This is a genomic window from Microbacterium sp. SCN 71-21 (assembly GCF_001725695.1).
Lineage (GTDB): Bacteria > Actinomycetota > Actinomycetes > Actinomycetales > Microbacteriaceae > Microbacterium > Microbacterium ginsengisoli.
In genome coordinates, this window is the sequence record NZ_MEGA01000003.1 from 1 (window position 1) to 15,090 (window position 15,090).

The 15,090-nt window shown below is 71.0% G+C and carries 14 protein-coding genes; 6 read left to right on the forward strand and 8 right to left on the reverse strand.

Annotation, left to right across the window (positions count from 1 at the left end):
- Both ABT08_RS00760 and ABT08_RS00765 read right to left on the reverse strand, forming a co-directional pair.
- Positions 1-928 (reverse strand): DMT family transporter (locus ABT08_RS00760; protein WP_288113696.1); only part of this gene is annotated, 928 nt, incomplete at its 3' end.
- An 81-nt stretch (positions 929-1,009) separates the two neighbouring features.
- Positions 1,010-2,314: an MFS transporter gene (locus ABT08_RS00765; protein ID WP_056209419.1), complete on the reverse strand. Its 1,305-nt coding sequence runs from the start codon at positions 2,312-2,314 to the stop codon at positions 1,010-1,012.
- 195 nt (positions 2,315-2,509) lie between these two features.
- Here ABT08_RS00765 and rpsO point away from each other — a divergent pair, with 195 nt between their 5' ends.
- Positions 2,510-2,779, forward strand: coding sequence for a 30S ribosomal protein S15 (gene rpsO, locus ABT08_RS00770; protein WP_045245804.1), 270 nt, complete (start codon positions 2,510-2,512; stop codon positions 2,777-2,779).
- 156 nt (positions 2,780-2,935) lie between these two features.
- Here the strand turns inward: rpsO and ABT08_RS00775 are convergent, their stop codons facing one another.
- Positions 2,936-3,955 carry an isopenicillin N synthase family dioxygenase gene (locus tag ABT08_RS00775; RefSeq protein ID WP_045245802.1) on the reverse strand — a complete coding sequence of 340 codons (1,020 nt, stop codon included), beginning with the start codon at positions 3,953-3,955 and terminating at the stop codon, positions 2,936-2,938.
- 118 nt (positions 3,956-4,073) lie between these two features.
- Between ABT08_RS00775 and ABT08_RS00780 the strand changes: the two genes are divergently transcribed.
- From ABT08_RS00780 to ABT08_RS00790, 3 genes are all read left to right on the forward strand, one after another.
- Entirely contained in the window at positions 4,074-4,976 is a 903-nt protein-coding gene (locus tag ABT08_RS00780; protein ID WP_288113698.1) for an alpha/beta fold hydrolase, read from the forward strand.
- 75 nt (positions 4,977-5,051) lie between these two features.
- The gene (locus tag ABT08_RS00785; protein WP_045245800.1) at positions 5,052-6,287 is read left to right on the forward strand and encodes an LLM class flavin-dependent oxidoreductase; all 1,236 of its coding nucleotides are present in this window, start codon (positions 5,052-5,054) and stop codon (positions 6,285-6,287) included.
- A 1-nt stretch (position 6,288) separates the two neighbouring features.
- Positions 6,289-6,933: a CE1759 family FMN reductase gene (locus tag ABT08_RS00790; protein WP_056209416.1), complete on the forward strand. Its 645-nt coding sequence runs from the start codon at positions 6,289-6,291 to the stop codon at positions 6,931-6,933.
- 10 nt (positions 6,934-6,943) lie between these two features.
- Here the strand turns inward: ABT08_RS00790 and ABT08_RS00795 are convergent, their stop codons facing one another.
- Positions 6,944-7,408 carry an SRPBCC family protein gene (locus ABT08_RS00795; RefSeq protein WP_288113700.1) on the reverse strand — a complete coding sequence of 155 codons (465 nt, stop codon included), beginning with the start codon at positions 7,406-7,408 and terminating at the stop codon, positions 6,944-6,946.
- Positions 7,409-7,413: 5 nt separating this feature from the next.
- Complete coding sequence (locus tag ABT08_RS00800) at positions 7,414-8,148, reverse strand: DedA family protein (RefSeq protein WP_288113701.1); 735 nt, start codon at positions 8,146-8,148, stop codon at positions 7,414-7,416.
- Positions 8,149-8,179: 31 nt separating this feature from the next.
- Between ABT08_RS00800 and ABT08_RS00805 the strand changes: the two genes are divergently transcribed.
- On the forward strand, positions 8,180-10,153 hold the full coding sequence (locus ABT08_RS00805; protein WP_056209414.1) for a GDSL-type esterase/lipase family protein: 1,974 nt from the start codon (positions 8,180-8,182) through the stop codon (positions 10,151-10,153).
- Between the two features lie 3 nt (positions 10,154-10,156).
- Here ABT08_RS00805 and ABT08_RS00810 read toward each other — a convergent pair whose 3' ends face one another.
- The 3 genes from ABT08_RS00810 to ABT08_RS00820 are packed head-to-tail and all read right to left on the reverse strand — an operon-like array spanning position 10,157 to position 13,373.
- Positions 10,157-11,374: an aggregation-promoting factor C-terminal-like domain-containing protein gene (locus ABT08_RS00810; RefSeq protein WP_056519512.1), complete on the reverse strand. Its 1,218-nt coding sequence runs from the start codon at positions 11,372-11,374 to the stop codon at positions 10,157-10,159.
- 47 nt (positions 11,375-11,421) lie between these two features.
- On the reverse strand, positions 11,422-12,105 hold the full coding sequence (locus ABT08_RS00815) for a response regulator (RefSeq protein ID WP_056519509.1): 684 nt from the start codon (positions 12,103-12,105) through the stop codon (positions 11,422-11,424).
- Positions 12,102-13,373 carry a sensor histidine kinase gene (locus tag ABT08_RS00820; protein ID WP_288113703.1) on the reverse strand — a complete coding sequence of 424 codons (1,272 nt, stop codon included), beginning with the start codon at positions 13,371-13,373 and terminating at the stop codon, positions 12,102-12,104. Before ABT08_RS00820 ends, ABT08_RS00815 begins: the two co-directional genes overlap by 4 nt.
- 145 nt (positions 13,374-13,518) lie before the next feature.
- Between ABT08_RS00820 and ABT08_RS00825 the strand changes: the two genes are divergently transcribed.
- The gene (locus ABT08_RS00825; protein ID WP_288113705.1) at positions 13,519-14,907 is read left to right on the forward strand and encodes a cation:dicarboxylate symporter family transporter; all 1,389 of its coding nucleotides are present in this window, start codon (positions 13,519-13,521) and stop codon (positions 14,905-14,907) included.
- The last annotated feature ends 183 nt before the right edge of the window (positions 14,908-15,090 follow it).

Genomic DNA, 15,090 nt, shown 5'->3' on the forward strand with positions numbered 1-15,090 from the left:
AACGCCGCAGGCGCAGCCGGTTCTGGGCGAGCAGGATGCCGAGGAAGACGATGAGTGCCCCGACGGGCTCCTGCCACGAGACGCCCTCGCCGAGCACGATGACGCCGAGCACGACGCCGACGACGGGCGTGATGTAGGTGACGGTCGATGAGCGGGTCGGGCCCCAGGCGCGCACGGTGTTCTGGTTCCAGACGTAGGCGACGCCCGTGCCGAGGAACCCGAGCAGCAGCATGCTGCCGACGACCCCCACGTCGAGGGTGATCGGGGTGAGCGCGACGACCGGGGTGAGGAGCAGCATGATGACCGCTCCGAGCCCGATGTTGAGCAGCGAGAACACGAGCGCGGACATGCCGGTGTTCGCGACGAAGCGGCGCATGTACGCGAGGCTGAATCCGTAGCAGGCGGTCGCACCGAGCAGTGCGAGCTGCGCGACGATGTCATGGCCGAGGTCGAGCCCCTGCCAGGGGCCGATGATGACGACCACGCCGAGGATGCCGACCCCGATGCCGACCAGCTGCACGGGCTTGAGACGCTCTACGCGGAACAGGAGCCCCGCCATGATCGCGGTCATGATCGGCGTCGTCGCGTTGTAGATGCTGCCGAGCCCGCTGCTGACGTGCTGCTCGGCCCACGCGAACAGCAGGTAGGGGGCGACGCAGAAGGTCACAGCGAGCATGAGCATGTGCCCCCACACGCGTCCGAATGCCGGCAGCCGCTCTCGGCGCCACAGCACGATGGCGGCGAGGGCGAGTGCACCGAGTACGAGACGGCTCCACACGATCTGCACCGGCGACAGGCCGGTGAGTCCGACCTTCATGAACAGGAAGCTGGCGCCCCAGACGATGCCGGTGAGGACGAACTGCACGGTCGTCGACGCGGCGCGGGTGGGGGCCCGGGTGGGGGGAGCGGTGGTGGCCACCCCCGGCACACTACGCGGGGGTGCGGACGCTGCACATCCCGTGCCACTGCGACGTCGGATATCCGCCGGAGAACGGCGGGATCGCGTCGATCAGGGCACGGGGTGCGCGGCGTCGTACGCGCGGAAGCCGGGCGACAGGCGCACGAGCACGGCGACGATCCCGATGATGAGGAATCCGCCGAGCAGCGGCGGGAACCACAGTGCGGTGAAGGTCGCGAGCGTGCCGGCGTAGAGGGCACCGATACGGGGTCCGCCGGCCACCACGACGGTGAAGATGCCCTGCAGGCGTCCGCGCATCGCGTCGGGCACGGCCGACTGCATCATGGTGGAACGGTAGATCGCGCTGACGTTGTCGGCGGCTCCGGAGACGGCGAGCACCGCGGCGCCCGCGGCGATCAGCACGACGTTCGGGGTGTTCGGGCCGACCGTCTCAGGCGCGAACGCGCCGAGGGCCGCGGCGGCGAGCACCGCGCCGAAGGCGAGGATGCTTGCGCCGTAGACGATGATCGACCGCTCGATCCCGAGGCCGTGGTGCCGATAGCGTGCGATCGGTCCCGACAGCAGGCTCGACAGCAGGGCGCCGAGCGCGACGGCGGCGGTGAGCACGCCCGTCGTGATCGCGCCACCTCCGAGCAGCACGGCGCCCACGGCGGGGAAGAGGGCGGTCGGCTGTCCGAACGTCATCGCGGTGATGTCGAGGATGTACTGCAGCCGGATGTTCCCGGCCTTCCGGAGGAATCCGAGCCCGTCGCGCAACGACTCGAGGCCGGGTCGCGCGATCGTGCCCTCGGGGCGCAGGCGCGGCAGGGTCCACAGGCCGAGGAACAGCGACGACATGAGCAGCACGTCGACCGAGTACGTCCAGGCGTACCCGACGGTCGCCACCAGCACGCCCGCGAGCGCGGGACCTGCCATCACCATGATGCCGACGGTCACGCCCTGCAGTGCGGCGGCCGCCGGGAGGAGGTCGCGGGGCAGCAGGCGCGGCGTGATGGCCGACCGTGTGGTCATGACGATCGAGTTGGCGGCGGAGTTCACGACACTCAGGAGGTACAGCGACCAGAGACTCTCGACCTGCGTCCACGCGAGTGCGGCGATGAGGGCTGTCGACACGAACGTGACGGATGCCGCGATGAGGGCGACTGCGCGCCGGTCGAACGCGTCGGCGAGCATGCCGCCGTAGAGGCCGGCGAGCACCATCGGGATGAGCCCGGCCACCGCGATCATCGACACCGCGAAGGTGTCGCCGGTGAAGTCGTAGACCTGCAGCATGACGGCGACGATCGTCAGCTGGCCGCCGAGGCCCGACAGGGTCGCTCCCACCCAGAGCCGCGCGAAGGCGGGCACCGTGGTGAGAGGGCGGATGTCGATGAATGCGCTGCGGCGGGCGTTCACGATCGGGTCGAGGGGGATGAAGACGAACGCACGCGTCGAGCCTAGTCGTGCCGGATGTCGCGGCCCGCTGCCGCGGTCGCGGTGGCCGCCCGGCGCTGGTAAGCTGTTCCGGTTGCCGTTCGATCGGCCGCGGAGAAAGAGAGCTCGCACATTCGGTGACGGGCACCGCGCAACGAGGAGAAAGGGGATCGCTCTATGGCACTGGAACAGGACGTCAAGAAGGCGATCATCGAAGAGTACGCGACGCACCCCGGTGACACCGGATCCCCCGAGGTGCAGGTCGCTCTGCTGACGCAGCGCATCAAGGACCTCACCGAGCACCTCAAGGAGCACAAGCACGACCACCACTCGCGTCGTGGTCTGTTCCTGCTCGTCGGTCAGCGCCGTCGTCTGCTCGGCTACCTCCAGGACATCGACATCGCGCGTTATCGCTCGCTGATCGAGCGTCTCGGCCTTCGCCGCTGAGTCACCCGGCGTACATCGTCTTCTGAGGCCCGTCCCACGGTGTGGGGCGGGCCTCTGCTCGTTCCCCGCGCCTCGCCCTTCGTCGCTCGCAGCGCACGGCGGGTGTGACGACGATCGGCCCGCCCCCGGAAGGGGCGGGCCGATCGTCGTCAGGTGTCAGACTCGTGCGGCGCGTGCGGCGACGAGGTCGGCGTGCCAGCGTTCGGCCACGTCCGGATGTGCGCGAAGGCGCGACTTGAGGGCGTTCTCGCCGTAGGTCGCGAAGATGGGGTTCGTGGGGTCGTCGGTTACGCCTCGCGCCTGGGCGGCGAGCTCCGCCGGCAGGTCGATGATCGGCAGCTGAGCGTCGAGGGTCGGGTTGAAGAAGAACGGAACCGAGATGCGCTCGTCGGGGTACCGGGGCGAGATCACACGGTGGTTGGTCGCCTTCAGGTAGCCCTGCGTCGCATATTCGAGCAATTCGCCGATGTTGACCACGAACGCGCCCTCGACCGGCGGGGCGTCCACCCATGCGCCGTCGCGCTCGACCTGCAGCCCGCCCTTGCCGGGCTCGACCCACAGCAACGTCAGCACGCCGGAGTCCTTGTGGGCGCCGACTCCCTGCTGAGGCGTCGGGTCCTCCTTGCCGGGGTACCGCACGATCTTGATCAAGGTGGAGGGCTCACCGAAGTGCTGGTCGAAGTACGACTCCTCTGCGCCGAGGGCCAGTGCCCATGCCCGCAGCAGCGTCCGCGCCACGTCGCTGAGGCGCTCGTGCCAGTCGAGCACGACCTCCTTGAGCTCGGGCAGGTTCTCGGGCCACAGGTTCGGTCCGATCAGTCGCGCATAGTCGGGCGCGTCGGCATCCGTGATCGGTTCGCGCTCGGGCCCGATATCGATCTGTTCGCGCCAGTCGACCTTCCCCTGCGTGCGCTCGCCCCCGACGCGGGTGTAGCCGCGGAACTGCGGCGAGTTGAGGTTCTCGATCGCCAGCTTCTCGGCCTCGGGCAGGGCGAAGAGCTCCTTGGCGACCCGCAGCAGCCGCGCTTCCTCGGCGGGAGCGATGCCCGTGCCGGTGAGGTAGAAGAATCCGACGTCGTGCGTCGCGGCCCGAAGTTGCGCGCGGAATTCAGCGGCCTCAGCCTCGCCCTGGCGCAGCAGAGAGAAGTCGAGCACGGGAAGCGAGAGATCGGTCATGCGTCGAGGCTATGTCGGAACAGGCCGCACAGCTCGTTTGTTGCACCCCGTGACCGGAGCGCTTGCGCGGGGGCGCGCAGGCCGGGCGATAGCCTTCGCTCCGAAGGGGAGGGGCCGCATGACGACACTCGGCGACGCCGCAGAGCTGGATGCCGCGATCGGCGCCGTCGACTGGGCCGCCCTCCCGCCGGGTGTGGTGCGCGCCGACCTCGATGCGCCGAGCGGTCGCCTTGCACGCATCGTCGCCGGCGCTGAGGATGCCCCGCGGGTGCTCCTCGTGCCCGGGGCGACAGGCTCGAAGGAGGACTTCCTGCTGATGATCCCGTCGCTGCTCGCGGCGGGCTATCGCGTGGAGTCGTACGATCTCGCCGGCCAGTTCGAGTCGGGTGGCGCGGGTCCGGAGAACCTCGACCCGCCGCGCGCGCATTACGACTACGACCTGTTCTACGCCGACCTGCGGGCTGTGCTCGATGCCGGACGCGCGCCCGCGCATGTGCTGGGCTACAGTTTCGGGGGTCTTGTGGCACAGGTGCTGCTGGTCGCGCAGCCCGAGCTGTTCGCGTCGCTCGCGCTGCTCACCTCGCCGCCCGACGTCGGCCAGGTGTTCCGCGGGGTGAAGCGCATCGGACGGTTCTCGGGGGCGACCTCGCCGCACGCGGGTGCGTCGCTCATGCTGTGGGGCATCCGCAACAACCTCAACCGGGTGCCGCCGGAGCGCATCGCCTTCGTGCGAGAGCGCTTCGCGCAGACGCGTCGGGCGAGCGTCGACGACATCGTGGGGCTCATGAAGCGGATGCCGGATGTCGCGGAGGCTGTCGCCGCCCTGCCGTTGCCGAAGCTCGTGGCGACAGGCCGTCACGACCTGTGGCCGGAAGCGCAGTATCGGGAGTACGCGGCGCGGATCGGGGCATCCATCGCGGTCTACGACACCGGGCACAGCCCGTGCGAGACGACGCCGCATCAGCTGGTGCGCGATCTGCTGGGCCTGTACGGCGAGACCGATCAGACCCCGCGGGAATAACCGTGGACGCGAGGTGTTTCACAAATTACATTCACGTGCATACAATCGTGAGTACGTAGACGAAAGCGGGACACCATGAGCGAGAACAGCGCACCCACCCCCGCCGTGCAGTTCGGCATCTTCACCGTGAGCGACATCACGCAGGATCCGACCACGGGCACGACCCCGAGCGAGGCCGAGCGCATCCGCGCGACCCTCACGATCGCGAAGCACGCGGAAGAGGTCGGGCTCGACGTCTTCGCGCTCGGCGAGCACCACAACCCGCCGTTCTGGTCGTCCTCGCCCACCACGACCCTCGCCTACATCGCCGCCCAGACCGAGCGGCTCATCCTCTCCACCGCGACGACGCTCATCACCACGAACGACCCGGTGAAGATCGCCGAGGACTACGCGATGCTGCAGCACGTCTCCGGCGGCCGCGTCGACCTCATGCTCGGGCGCGGCAACACCGGCCCGGTCTACCCCTGGTTCGGCAAGGACATCCGCCAGGGCCTGCCGCTCGCGATCGAGAACTACGCGCTGCTGCACAAGCTGTGGCGCGAGGACGTCGTCGACTGGGAGGGGAAGTTCCGCAGCCCCCTGCAGGGCTTCACCTCGACCCCGCGTCCGCTCGACGGCGTCGCGCCGTTCGTCTGGCACGGCTCGATCCGCACCCCCGAGGTCGCCGAGCAGGCCGCCTATTACGGCGACGGGTTCTTCGCAAACAACATCTTCTGGCCCGCCTCGCACTTCCAGCGGCTCATCACGCTGTACCGCGAGCGCTTCGCCCACTACGGCCACGGCACCGCCGAGCAGGCGATCGTCGGACTCGGCGGTCAGGTGTTCATGCGCCCGAAGTCACAGGACGCCGTGAGCGAGTTCCGCCCGTACTTCGACAACGCCCCCGTCTACGGCCACGGCCCGTCGATGGAGGACTTCACCGAGATGACCCCCCTCACGGTCGGGTCGCCGCAGCAGGTCATCGACCGCTACGCCGGCATGCGCGACCTGTTCGGCGACTACCAGCGACAGCTGTTCCTCATCGACCACGCCGGCCTGCCGCTGAAGACCGTGCTCGAGCAGCTCGACCTGCTGGGCTCCGAGGTGGTTCCCGTGCTGCGCAAGGAGTTCCAGACCAACCGTCCCGAGACCGTCCCGGATGCCCCGACCCACGCGTCGCTCGTCGCCGCGGCCTACGACGGCGCCGCTCCGCGCGAGGCGCGTCCGCGCGCGAACCGCGGCGACAACCTCACCCACGGTTCGCCCTATGAGGACACCAAGGAGCGCGCCGGCGCCGCCTTCGGCGCCGCCGCGACCCGGACGGGGGCCTGAGATGACCGCCCGCCGCATCGCGGTCGTCACCGCGGGATTGTCGAACCCGTCGTCGACGCGCATGCTCGCCGACCGCCTCGCCGCCGCGACAGTGCGCCAGCTGTCGGAGCGGGGGATCGAGGCATCCGTCGACACGTTCGAACTGCGCGACTACGCCCACGACATCACGAACAACCTGCTGACCGGCTTCGCGCCGGCGCCGCTCGAGACGATGATCAACACCGTGGTCTCGGCGGACGCGCTCATCGTCGTCACCCCGATCTTCTCGACGAGCTACTCGGGACTGTTCAAGTCGTTCATCGACGTGCTCGACCCCGACGCCCTCACCGGCACCCCGGTGCTCATCGGCGCGAACGCGGGCACCGCACGGCACTCGCTCGCGATCGACTACGCGATCCGGCCCGTGTTCGCCTACCTGCACGCCCAGCCGGTGTCGACGGGGGTGTTCGCGGCGTCGTCCGACTGGGGTGGCGCGGGCGACCAGGTCGCGCCGCTCGCGTCGCGCATCGAGAAGGGCGCCGCCGAACTGGCGGAGGCCATCGCACTGCACGCCGAGAAGGCGGCATCCGACCCGTTCGACCCGTCGTCGTACCTCGGCGAGGGCCGCTCGTTCGGCCACCTGCTCGGGGGCCTCGCGGGGGAGTGACCCCCGCGGGTCAGGCGATCTCTGACTCGACGAGCGTCTTGAGCGTGCCGAGGCCGGTGAGGAACGTGTTCGCGAGCATCTTGTCGAGGAACAGCTTTCCCATGATCCAGGTGCGCACGTTCACCTCACCCGACACGATCCAGTGCACATCGACACCTCCGGCGGCCGCCGGAGTGATGGAGAACACCACGTCGGAGGTCGAGGGCTTGGGCGTCCAGAAGGTCATCGCGACGTTGAGTCGCGACGGACGCTCGGTGCCGGTAATCTCCATGCGTCCCTTGCCGAGGCGCTTTCCCTCGTAGAGGAACACCGAGCCGACTCCGCTCGTGGGGCCCTCGTTGCTGGTCACGGTGGTCGGGTCCATCGTGGGGAACGGGTTCCAGTCGTTGAAACGGCCGAGCTCGTTGATGCGGTCGAAGACGGCTTCGGCGGGGGCGTCGATGTGCTCGACGACGTCGACGTATTGGCGAGGCATGGCGCTCACCCTAGTGGGTCGGCCGGTGGCGTGTCTGCGGGCGCGGTCGGCACGACCCCGCGCCGCGCGAGCGCAGCATCGACGACGAACCCGATCGCCAGCGCGACCACGATCGAGACGAGCACGGCGACGATCGGGCCGCCCGGCAGCAGCACCGCTGCGGCCGCCCCGATGAGCGCCTGATAGGCCGCCCAGCCGAGGGCGGCCGTTCCCGTCACGCCGAGATAGCGAGCGGCGGGCACGTGGGACGCCCCGGCGACGAGATTCACGGCGAGGCGGGCGAACGGGATGAACCGGGCGGTGAACACCACGGCCCCCGCGCGTCGGTGCAGTCGGGCCCGCGCCCAATCGAACGCCGCGCGGATCTTCGGCCGCTGCATCCATCGCCATCGCTCTAGCCCGACCGTGCGCCCGATCAGGTAGCAGCACGTGTCGCCGGCGAATGCGGCGACAGCCGCGACCAGGATCACCGCGACGATGAACGGATGCCCCGTGGCCACCGCCAGCGCGCCGAACGCCGTCACCGCGGTCTCCCCGGGGAGGACCACCAGGAAGGCGTCGCCGAACACGAGCGCGGCCAGCAGGGGGAGCGCCCACGGGCTCTCGGCGAGCCCGGTCAGCCAGTCGTCGACCATCGGATGCCCACGATCCCAGGCGGGAGTCGACACGTCGGGGAACCCTCGGTGACCGGCGGTGGGAACCTGGGTGAACACTCGGCGATCGCGGCCGATTCGGGGCATCCGCGTGTCGTAGGCACCCCACCCTGGTGTCGTGAGAGTCGCGCTGGTCGCTGAATCCTTCCTCCCCCACATGAACGGGGTCACCGGCTCTGTGCTCCACGTGCTGCGGCACCTGGGCGAGGCCGGGCACGAGACCCTCGTCATCGCCCCGAAGGCGCCCGACACGATCGGCGCCGTCGATGCCGCCCGCACCGAGCTGCTGCGATCGGTGCCGATGCCCTCCTATCCGCAGGTGCGTCTCGTGTTCGCGCGGGCCGCCCGCATCGCCGGGATCCTCCGCGACTTCCAGCCGGACGTCGTTCACCTCGCATCGCCCTTCGTGCTGGGCTGGCAGGCGCTCGTCGCCGCCGACGGTCTGCACCTGCCGTCGGTCGCGATCTACCAGACCGACGTCGTCGCCTACGCCCGGAAATACGGCCTGCCGAAGGCGACCGCCCTCGTCGAAGGCCACGTCACACGCCTGCACCGTCGCGCGACCTCGACTCTCGCGCCCTCGACCGCCTCGATCGCACAGCTGAACGAGCTGGGCGTCGACCGGGTGCGGATGTGGGGGCGCGGCGTCGACGCCGAGCGATTCGCGCCCGAGCGGCGCAGCGATCTGTGGCGCGCGCGCACGGCCCCCGGCGAGCAGCTCATCGGCTACGTCGGGCGTCTCGCGCCCGAGAAGCAGGTGGAGGACCTGCGGGCCGTCGCCGACATCCCCGGCACCCGGCTCGTCATCGTCGGCGACGGGCCCTCGCGGGCGCAGCTCGAACGCGAGCTGCCGCGCGCGATGTTCCTCGGCCACCTGGGTGGCGACGATCTCGCCCGCGCGGTCGCGAGCTTCGACGTCTTCGTCCACCCGGGGGAGAGTGAGACCTTCGGTCAGACCATCCAGGAGGCGCTCGCGAGCGGGGTGCCGGTCGTCGCGACCGGGCGCGGCGGCCCGGTGGACCTCGTGCACTCGAGCCTCGACGGCTGGCTCTATCGGCCGGGAGACCTGGGCGACCTGCGCGCCCGGGTCGAGGATCTCGTCGGCGACGACGCAAAACGCCGCGCGTTCTCCCGGGCGGCGCGCGAAGGCGTGAGGGAGCGCACATGGAGCGCGCTCGTCGGCCGGCTCGTGCAGCACTACGACGAGGCTCGGGACATGCGACGCATCGATGACGCGCTCTTCGTGCGCGCCGCGATCCGCCCGGAGACCGTCGCACGCACGGCCCCCGCGCCGCATCCGATCGCGTGGCACCGCTACGTCGCCCTCGGCGACTCGATCACCGAGGGCCTGTGCGACACCTCCCGTATGCCGGCCGGAATGTACCGGGGCTGGGCCGACCGGCTCGCGATGCTGCTCGCGCACGGATCGGCGGGCGCCGCGCCGTTCCGGTTCGCAAACCTCGCGGTGCGCAGCCGCCGCGTGCGCGACCTCGAGACCGATCAGGTCACCCGAGCTCTCGGCCTGCGCCCGGACCTCGTGTCGATCCTCATGGGGGCCAACGACCTCGTCGGGCACGGCGCCGACCCGCTCGCGCTCGCCGCCCGCCTCGAGGCGCAGGTGCGTCGCCTGCGGGACGCCGGCGTCGACGTGCTGCTGGTCACTCCCTTCCTTCCGCGGCGCCGCGCGGCGCGGCTGTTCGCGCGACGGTTCGCCGTCTACGCCTCGGAGCTGCGGCGCATCGCTCGCGACACCGGGTCGATGCTGCTCGACACCGAGGCGCATCCGGCGCTCGGCGACCTCGACATGTGGGCCGACGACAAGGTGCACATGCGCTCCCGCGGCCACCGCTTCCTCGCGTACCGGGCGGCGGAAGCGCTGGGGGTGCCCGATGCCGAGGCGCTCGGCGGGCTCGATGCCGCCCTTCACGCCGACGACGACGCCCCGGATCCGCACGGCTGGCTGCGCCGGCACGCGCTGCCGTGGATCTGGCGCCGCCTGCATGGGCGCACCGCGGGGGACGGGTTGTCGGCCAAGCACGACGACTACGTCGACCTTCCGGTCGGCGGTGACGGCGTGCGAGGCCGCGTCTGAGGCTCAGTACCAGCCGGTCGCCTGCGAGTGCGCCCACGCACCGCAGGGGGAGCCGTAGCGCGCGCTGATGTAGGCGAGGCCCCAATTGATCTGCGTGTTGCCGTTGGTGCGCCAGTCGGCTCCGGCGGTGGCCATCTTCGAGCCCGGCAGCGCCTGCGGGATGCCATACGCCCCGCTCGAGGGGTTCAGGGCGTTCGCCCGCCAGCCCGATTCGCGATTCCACAGCGACACGAGGCACGAGAACTGGTCGGATCCCCAGCCGTACGCCCCTATCGCGCCCCGGGCGTAGGCCTGCGCGCCGGCCGGATCGACGACGACACCGTAGTCGGTGCCGCCGGACGACCCGGAACCCGACCCGCCTGATCCCGCCCCGCCGGTTGACCCTGACCCGCCCGACCCGGACCCCGCCCCGCTCGACCCCGACCCAGACCCGCCGCTCGGTGCCGTCTGCGGCGGTTGCGCCGCGACCTGCTGCGCGAGCAGGTACTGCTGCTCGAGTGCGGCCGACGTGTTCTTCAGCGAGGCGAGCTGGGCGATGAGCGTCGCCTGCCGTGCGAGGGTGCGGCTGACGGATGCCGCATCCGCCGCCGCCGCGGCCTGCGCGGCCTGCGCGGTGGCCGTCGCCGCATCGGCCGCCTGCGCGCGAGCTGCCTGCGCGGCATCCGCCTGCGTGCGCAGCGTCGATGCAAGGCCGGCCGTGCGGGTCGCCTCGCCGAGCACGACCTGCCAGGTCGCGCCGAGGCGATCGAGCAGAGAGAGTCGGGAGAGCAGGTCGGTCGGGTCGGCGCTCGTGAGCAGCCGCGCGAGCACCGGGCCGTCGGTCTGCGTGCGGTAGAGGGTGGCTGCGAGTGTCGCGGCCGCAGTGGTGGCGCGGCGGGCCGCGGCATCCGCTGTCGCGCTCTGCGCCGCCAGGTCGTCGGCGCGCGCGGTCGCAGTCGCGAGCTCGGCGGCGGCCGCGTCGGCGGCTGCCGTGGCGGTCATCGCCGCGGTCGAGGTCGCCGCCGCCTCCTGCTGCGCGCTCGCGAGGATCTGCTGGATCGTGGCGATCTCGGCCTGCGTCGCGGCCACCGATGACTTGGCCGCCTGCACCTGCGCCCACGTGGGATCGTTCTCCGCGCCGTCGGCCGCGGTCGGTGCGGAGATTCCCACCACGAGCCCGAGCACCGCGGCCACCGCGACCGCGCCGGCGCGGTGAGCGATGTGCCCGATCGATCCCACCATGTGACCGACGCTAACCGGCTCGACGGGACCCCGCCACCTCGTGCGCCTCACCGCACCCAGCGGTACTCCGACTCGGGACGACCCGGGCTGCCGTACCGGGCGGCGCGCTCGATGCGCCCTTCCCCGGCCAGGTGCTCGAGGTAGCGGCGCGCCGACACCCGCGACATCCCGAGCAGTTCGCCGGCCTCGGCGGCCGAGAGCGGCCCGTGTTCGCGCACCGCATCGATGACCCGCCGCAGCGAGGTCTCGGCGAGCCCCTTCGGAAGGGATGCCGCGACCCGCGGCCGCGACGCGCCGAGCACGCCGTCGATCTCGCTCTGGGTGGCCGCGCCCGTCGCCGACGCGACCCGCTCGCGATAGTCCCGGAACGGCTCGACCCGTTCGCGGAACGCCGCGAAGGTGAACGGCTTCACCAGGTACTGCACCGCACCGAGAGCGACCATCTGCCGCACGACCTCGGCGTCGCGCACGCTCGTGACCGCAACGACGTCCACGTCGACGCCGGCGGCGCGAGCCTGGCGCAGCACGTCCACGCCGGTGCCGTCGGGCATGGTGACGTCCAGCAGGACCAGGTCGATTCCGCCCGGCGGCGGCTGCTCGACCAGCGCTCGGTGGGCTGCGCGCGCTGACGTGCACTCGGCGACGACCTCGAAACCGGGCAGTCGTTCGACGTACGACCGGTGCAGCTCGAGGGTGAGCGCCTCGTCGTCGACGATCATCACGCCGATCACGCGGCGCCTCCGCCCGGCAGCGTCACGGTGAACCGGCTCGGCGTCGTGCCGATCTCGACCGTGCCGCCCGCGTCGCGCACGAGGGCGCCGACAAGCGCCAGGCCGACCCCGCGTCCGCCCGCGCTCGCGGCCTTCGTCGAGAACCCGCGCTGGAAGATGCGCTCGCGCAGTTCCGCCGGCACCCCGGCCCCGCTGTCGGCGACCTCGATGATGAGACCCGTACCCGATACGTCGGGGCTCAGCCGCGTCGACACCCATCGGGGTGTGGGGCCCGCAGCCGCGGCATCCAGCGCATTGTCGACGAGGTTGCCGACCAGCGACACCATCTCCATCGGCGGCAGGAGGCCGCCGGGAGCCTCCGCATCGATGTGGGTCTCCCAGCGGATGCCCCGCTCCGCCGCCTGGGACGCCTTGCCCAGCAGCAGCGCTCCCACCGCCGGGTCGCCGGACGTGCCTGCGGCGACGTCGACGAGCGCCTGCGACTGCCGCGACGCCTCGGTCAGGAGCGCGATCGCCTCGTCGATGCGGCCGAGCTCCACCAGGGAGGCGGCGGTGTGCATGCGGTTGCCGTGCTCGTGGGTCTGCGCACGCAGGGCCTCGCCGAGCGTGCGCATCGACTCGTACGAGGAGAGGGTCTCGCGCACGCCCCGGGCCGACAGGTCGCCGGTCACGCGTCGAGTCACCCGGCGCACGACGAGCGCGACGGCGAAGCCGGCGGCGACGGCCACGATCGCGGCGATCGCGACGACGGGGAGCCGCTCGAGGAAGAGTGCGCCGATGCTGCCGGTCGTGACCCCGACCGACACCCACCCCACCAGCCGTCCGTCGTCGTACACGGGCGTGATGGTGCGCAGCGACGGGCCGAGCGTGCCGGTGTACTCCTCGGTGAAGGTCGCCGGCGGCTGCGGGATCGTGCCGATGTAGGTCTCGCCGATCACCGACACGTCGCGATGGGTGACGCGGGTGCCGTCGGGCTCCATGATCGTGATGAAGTCGATGCGGGCATCCGTCATGACCCGTGCGGCGACCGGCTGCAGCACCGCCGTCGCGGCCGTGCGGGTGTCGTCGGCGAGCGCGTTCTGCACCGCGGGCGTGTCGGCCAGCGCGAGTGCCAGGGTGCGGGTGACGCGCTCCGACTCGGCGGTCACCGACTGCTGCGTCGTCCACAGCAGCACCGCCGCGAGAGCGGCGGTGACCACGATGACCGCGATCACGAGCGCGACGAACACCACGGATGCCGCGCTGCGCGCTCGTCGTCGAATCGCCACGGTCCGATCCTCCCCGATCAGCGCCGGGTGGGGGCGCGTTCACTACGACCATAAGTTCCGGATGCCGCGCCCCCCGGCCGACGCTGGGCACACCCCGCGCGGCTCGCGTGGGTGAGACGACGACGTTTCGACCCTGGAGGCCCTCATGGCTCGCATTCCCCGCACCACCGGCATCGCCCTCCCCGCTCCGCCTCCGCGGCTGCGGCGCCTCGACAAGCACACCTGGCTCTACGTAGCGGTCATCGCCGCCGTCGTGCTGGGCGCGATCCTCGGGCTCGCCGCCCCCGGGTTCGCCCGGGCGCTCGAGCCGATCGGCACCGGCTTCGTGAGCCTCATCAAGATGATGATCGCGCCGATCATCTTCTGCACGATCGTGGTCGGGGTCGGCTCGATCGCGAAGGCCGCGACGGTCGGCAAGATCGGCGGTCTCGCCCTCGTCTACTTCCTCGCGATGTCGACGTTCGCACTCGCGATCGGCCTCGTCGTCGGCAACCTCATCCACCCGGGCGAGGGCCTGAACATCAAGGGCGCGACCTATGCGGCGCCGAGCACCGAGGGCACGAGCACGCAGGACTTCATCCTCGGCATCATCCCGACCACCTTCTTCTCGGCGTTCACCGGCGGCAGCGTCCTGCAGGTGCTGTTCCTCGCGCTGCTCGTCGGCTTCGCGCTGCAGGGCATGGGGGAGCGGGGCAAGCCCATCATGGACTTCGTAAAGAACCTGCAGGCGCTCGTGTTCCGGGTGCTGGGAATGATCCTGTGGCTCGCCCCGGTGGGCGCGTTCGGTGCCATCGCGGCGGTGGTCGGCAAGACCGGCGTGCAGGCGATCCTGAGCCTCGGCGTGGTGCTCGTGGCGTTCTACGTCACGTGCTTCCTGTTCATCGCGGTCGTGCTCGGCTCCCTGCTCGCCGTCGTCGCCCGCGTCAACGTGTTCTCGCTGATCCGCTACCTCGGCAGCGAGTACCTGTTGATCGTCGGCACCTCCTCGAGCGAGTCGGCGCTGCCGCGGCTGATCGCCAAGATGGAGCACCTCGGCGTCTCTAAGCCGGTCGTCGGCATCACGGTGCCGACCGGGTACTCGTTCAATCTGGACGGCACGGCGATCTACCTCACGATGGCGTCGCTGTTCATCGCGACGGGCATGGGCACGCCGATGTCGATCGGTGAGCAGATCAGCCTGCTGGTGTTCATGATCATCGCGTCCAAGGGTGCGGCGGGCGTCACCGGCGCCGGTCTCGCAACCCTCGCGGGCGGACTTCAGGCGTTCCGCCCGGACCTCGTCGGCGGCGTCGGCGTCATCGTCGGCATCGACCGGTTCATGTCCGAGGGGCGGGCGGTCACGAACTTCACCGGCAACGCCGTCGCGACGGTGCTCATCGGCACCTGGACCAAGCAGATCGACGCCGACCGGATGCGCCGAGTGCTGCGCGGCGAGCTGCCGTTCTCGGGCGGCGTCGGCGACGACCACGGCCCGGCAGGTGCCACCCCGGTGGCCGAGCCTGCGCCCGAGCGCATCCCCGCGGGCGTGCGCTGAACGGCAGCGGGGGTGCGGGTGTCCCTATCCGCACCCCCGCTCAGACGGGCCGGACTGGTAAGATCGGCGCGGATGCCTCTGCGGCATCCTCACAACTGAACACCTGCTCGCACACGCGAGCACAGGAGCAGGCCGGCAGGAAGCTGGTCCCCTGTGGTGGGTTCCTCGATCCGGATGCTGCGG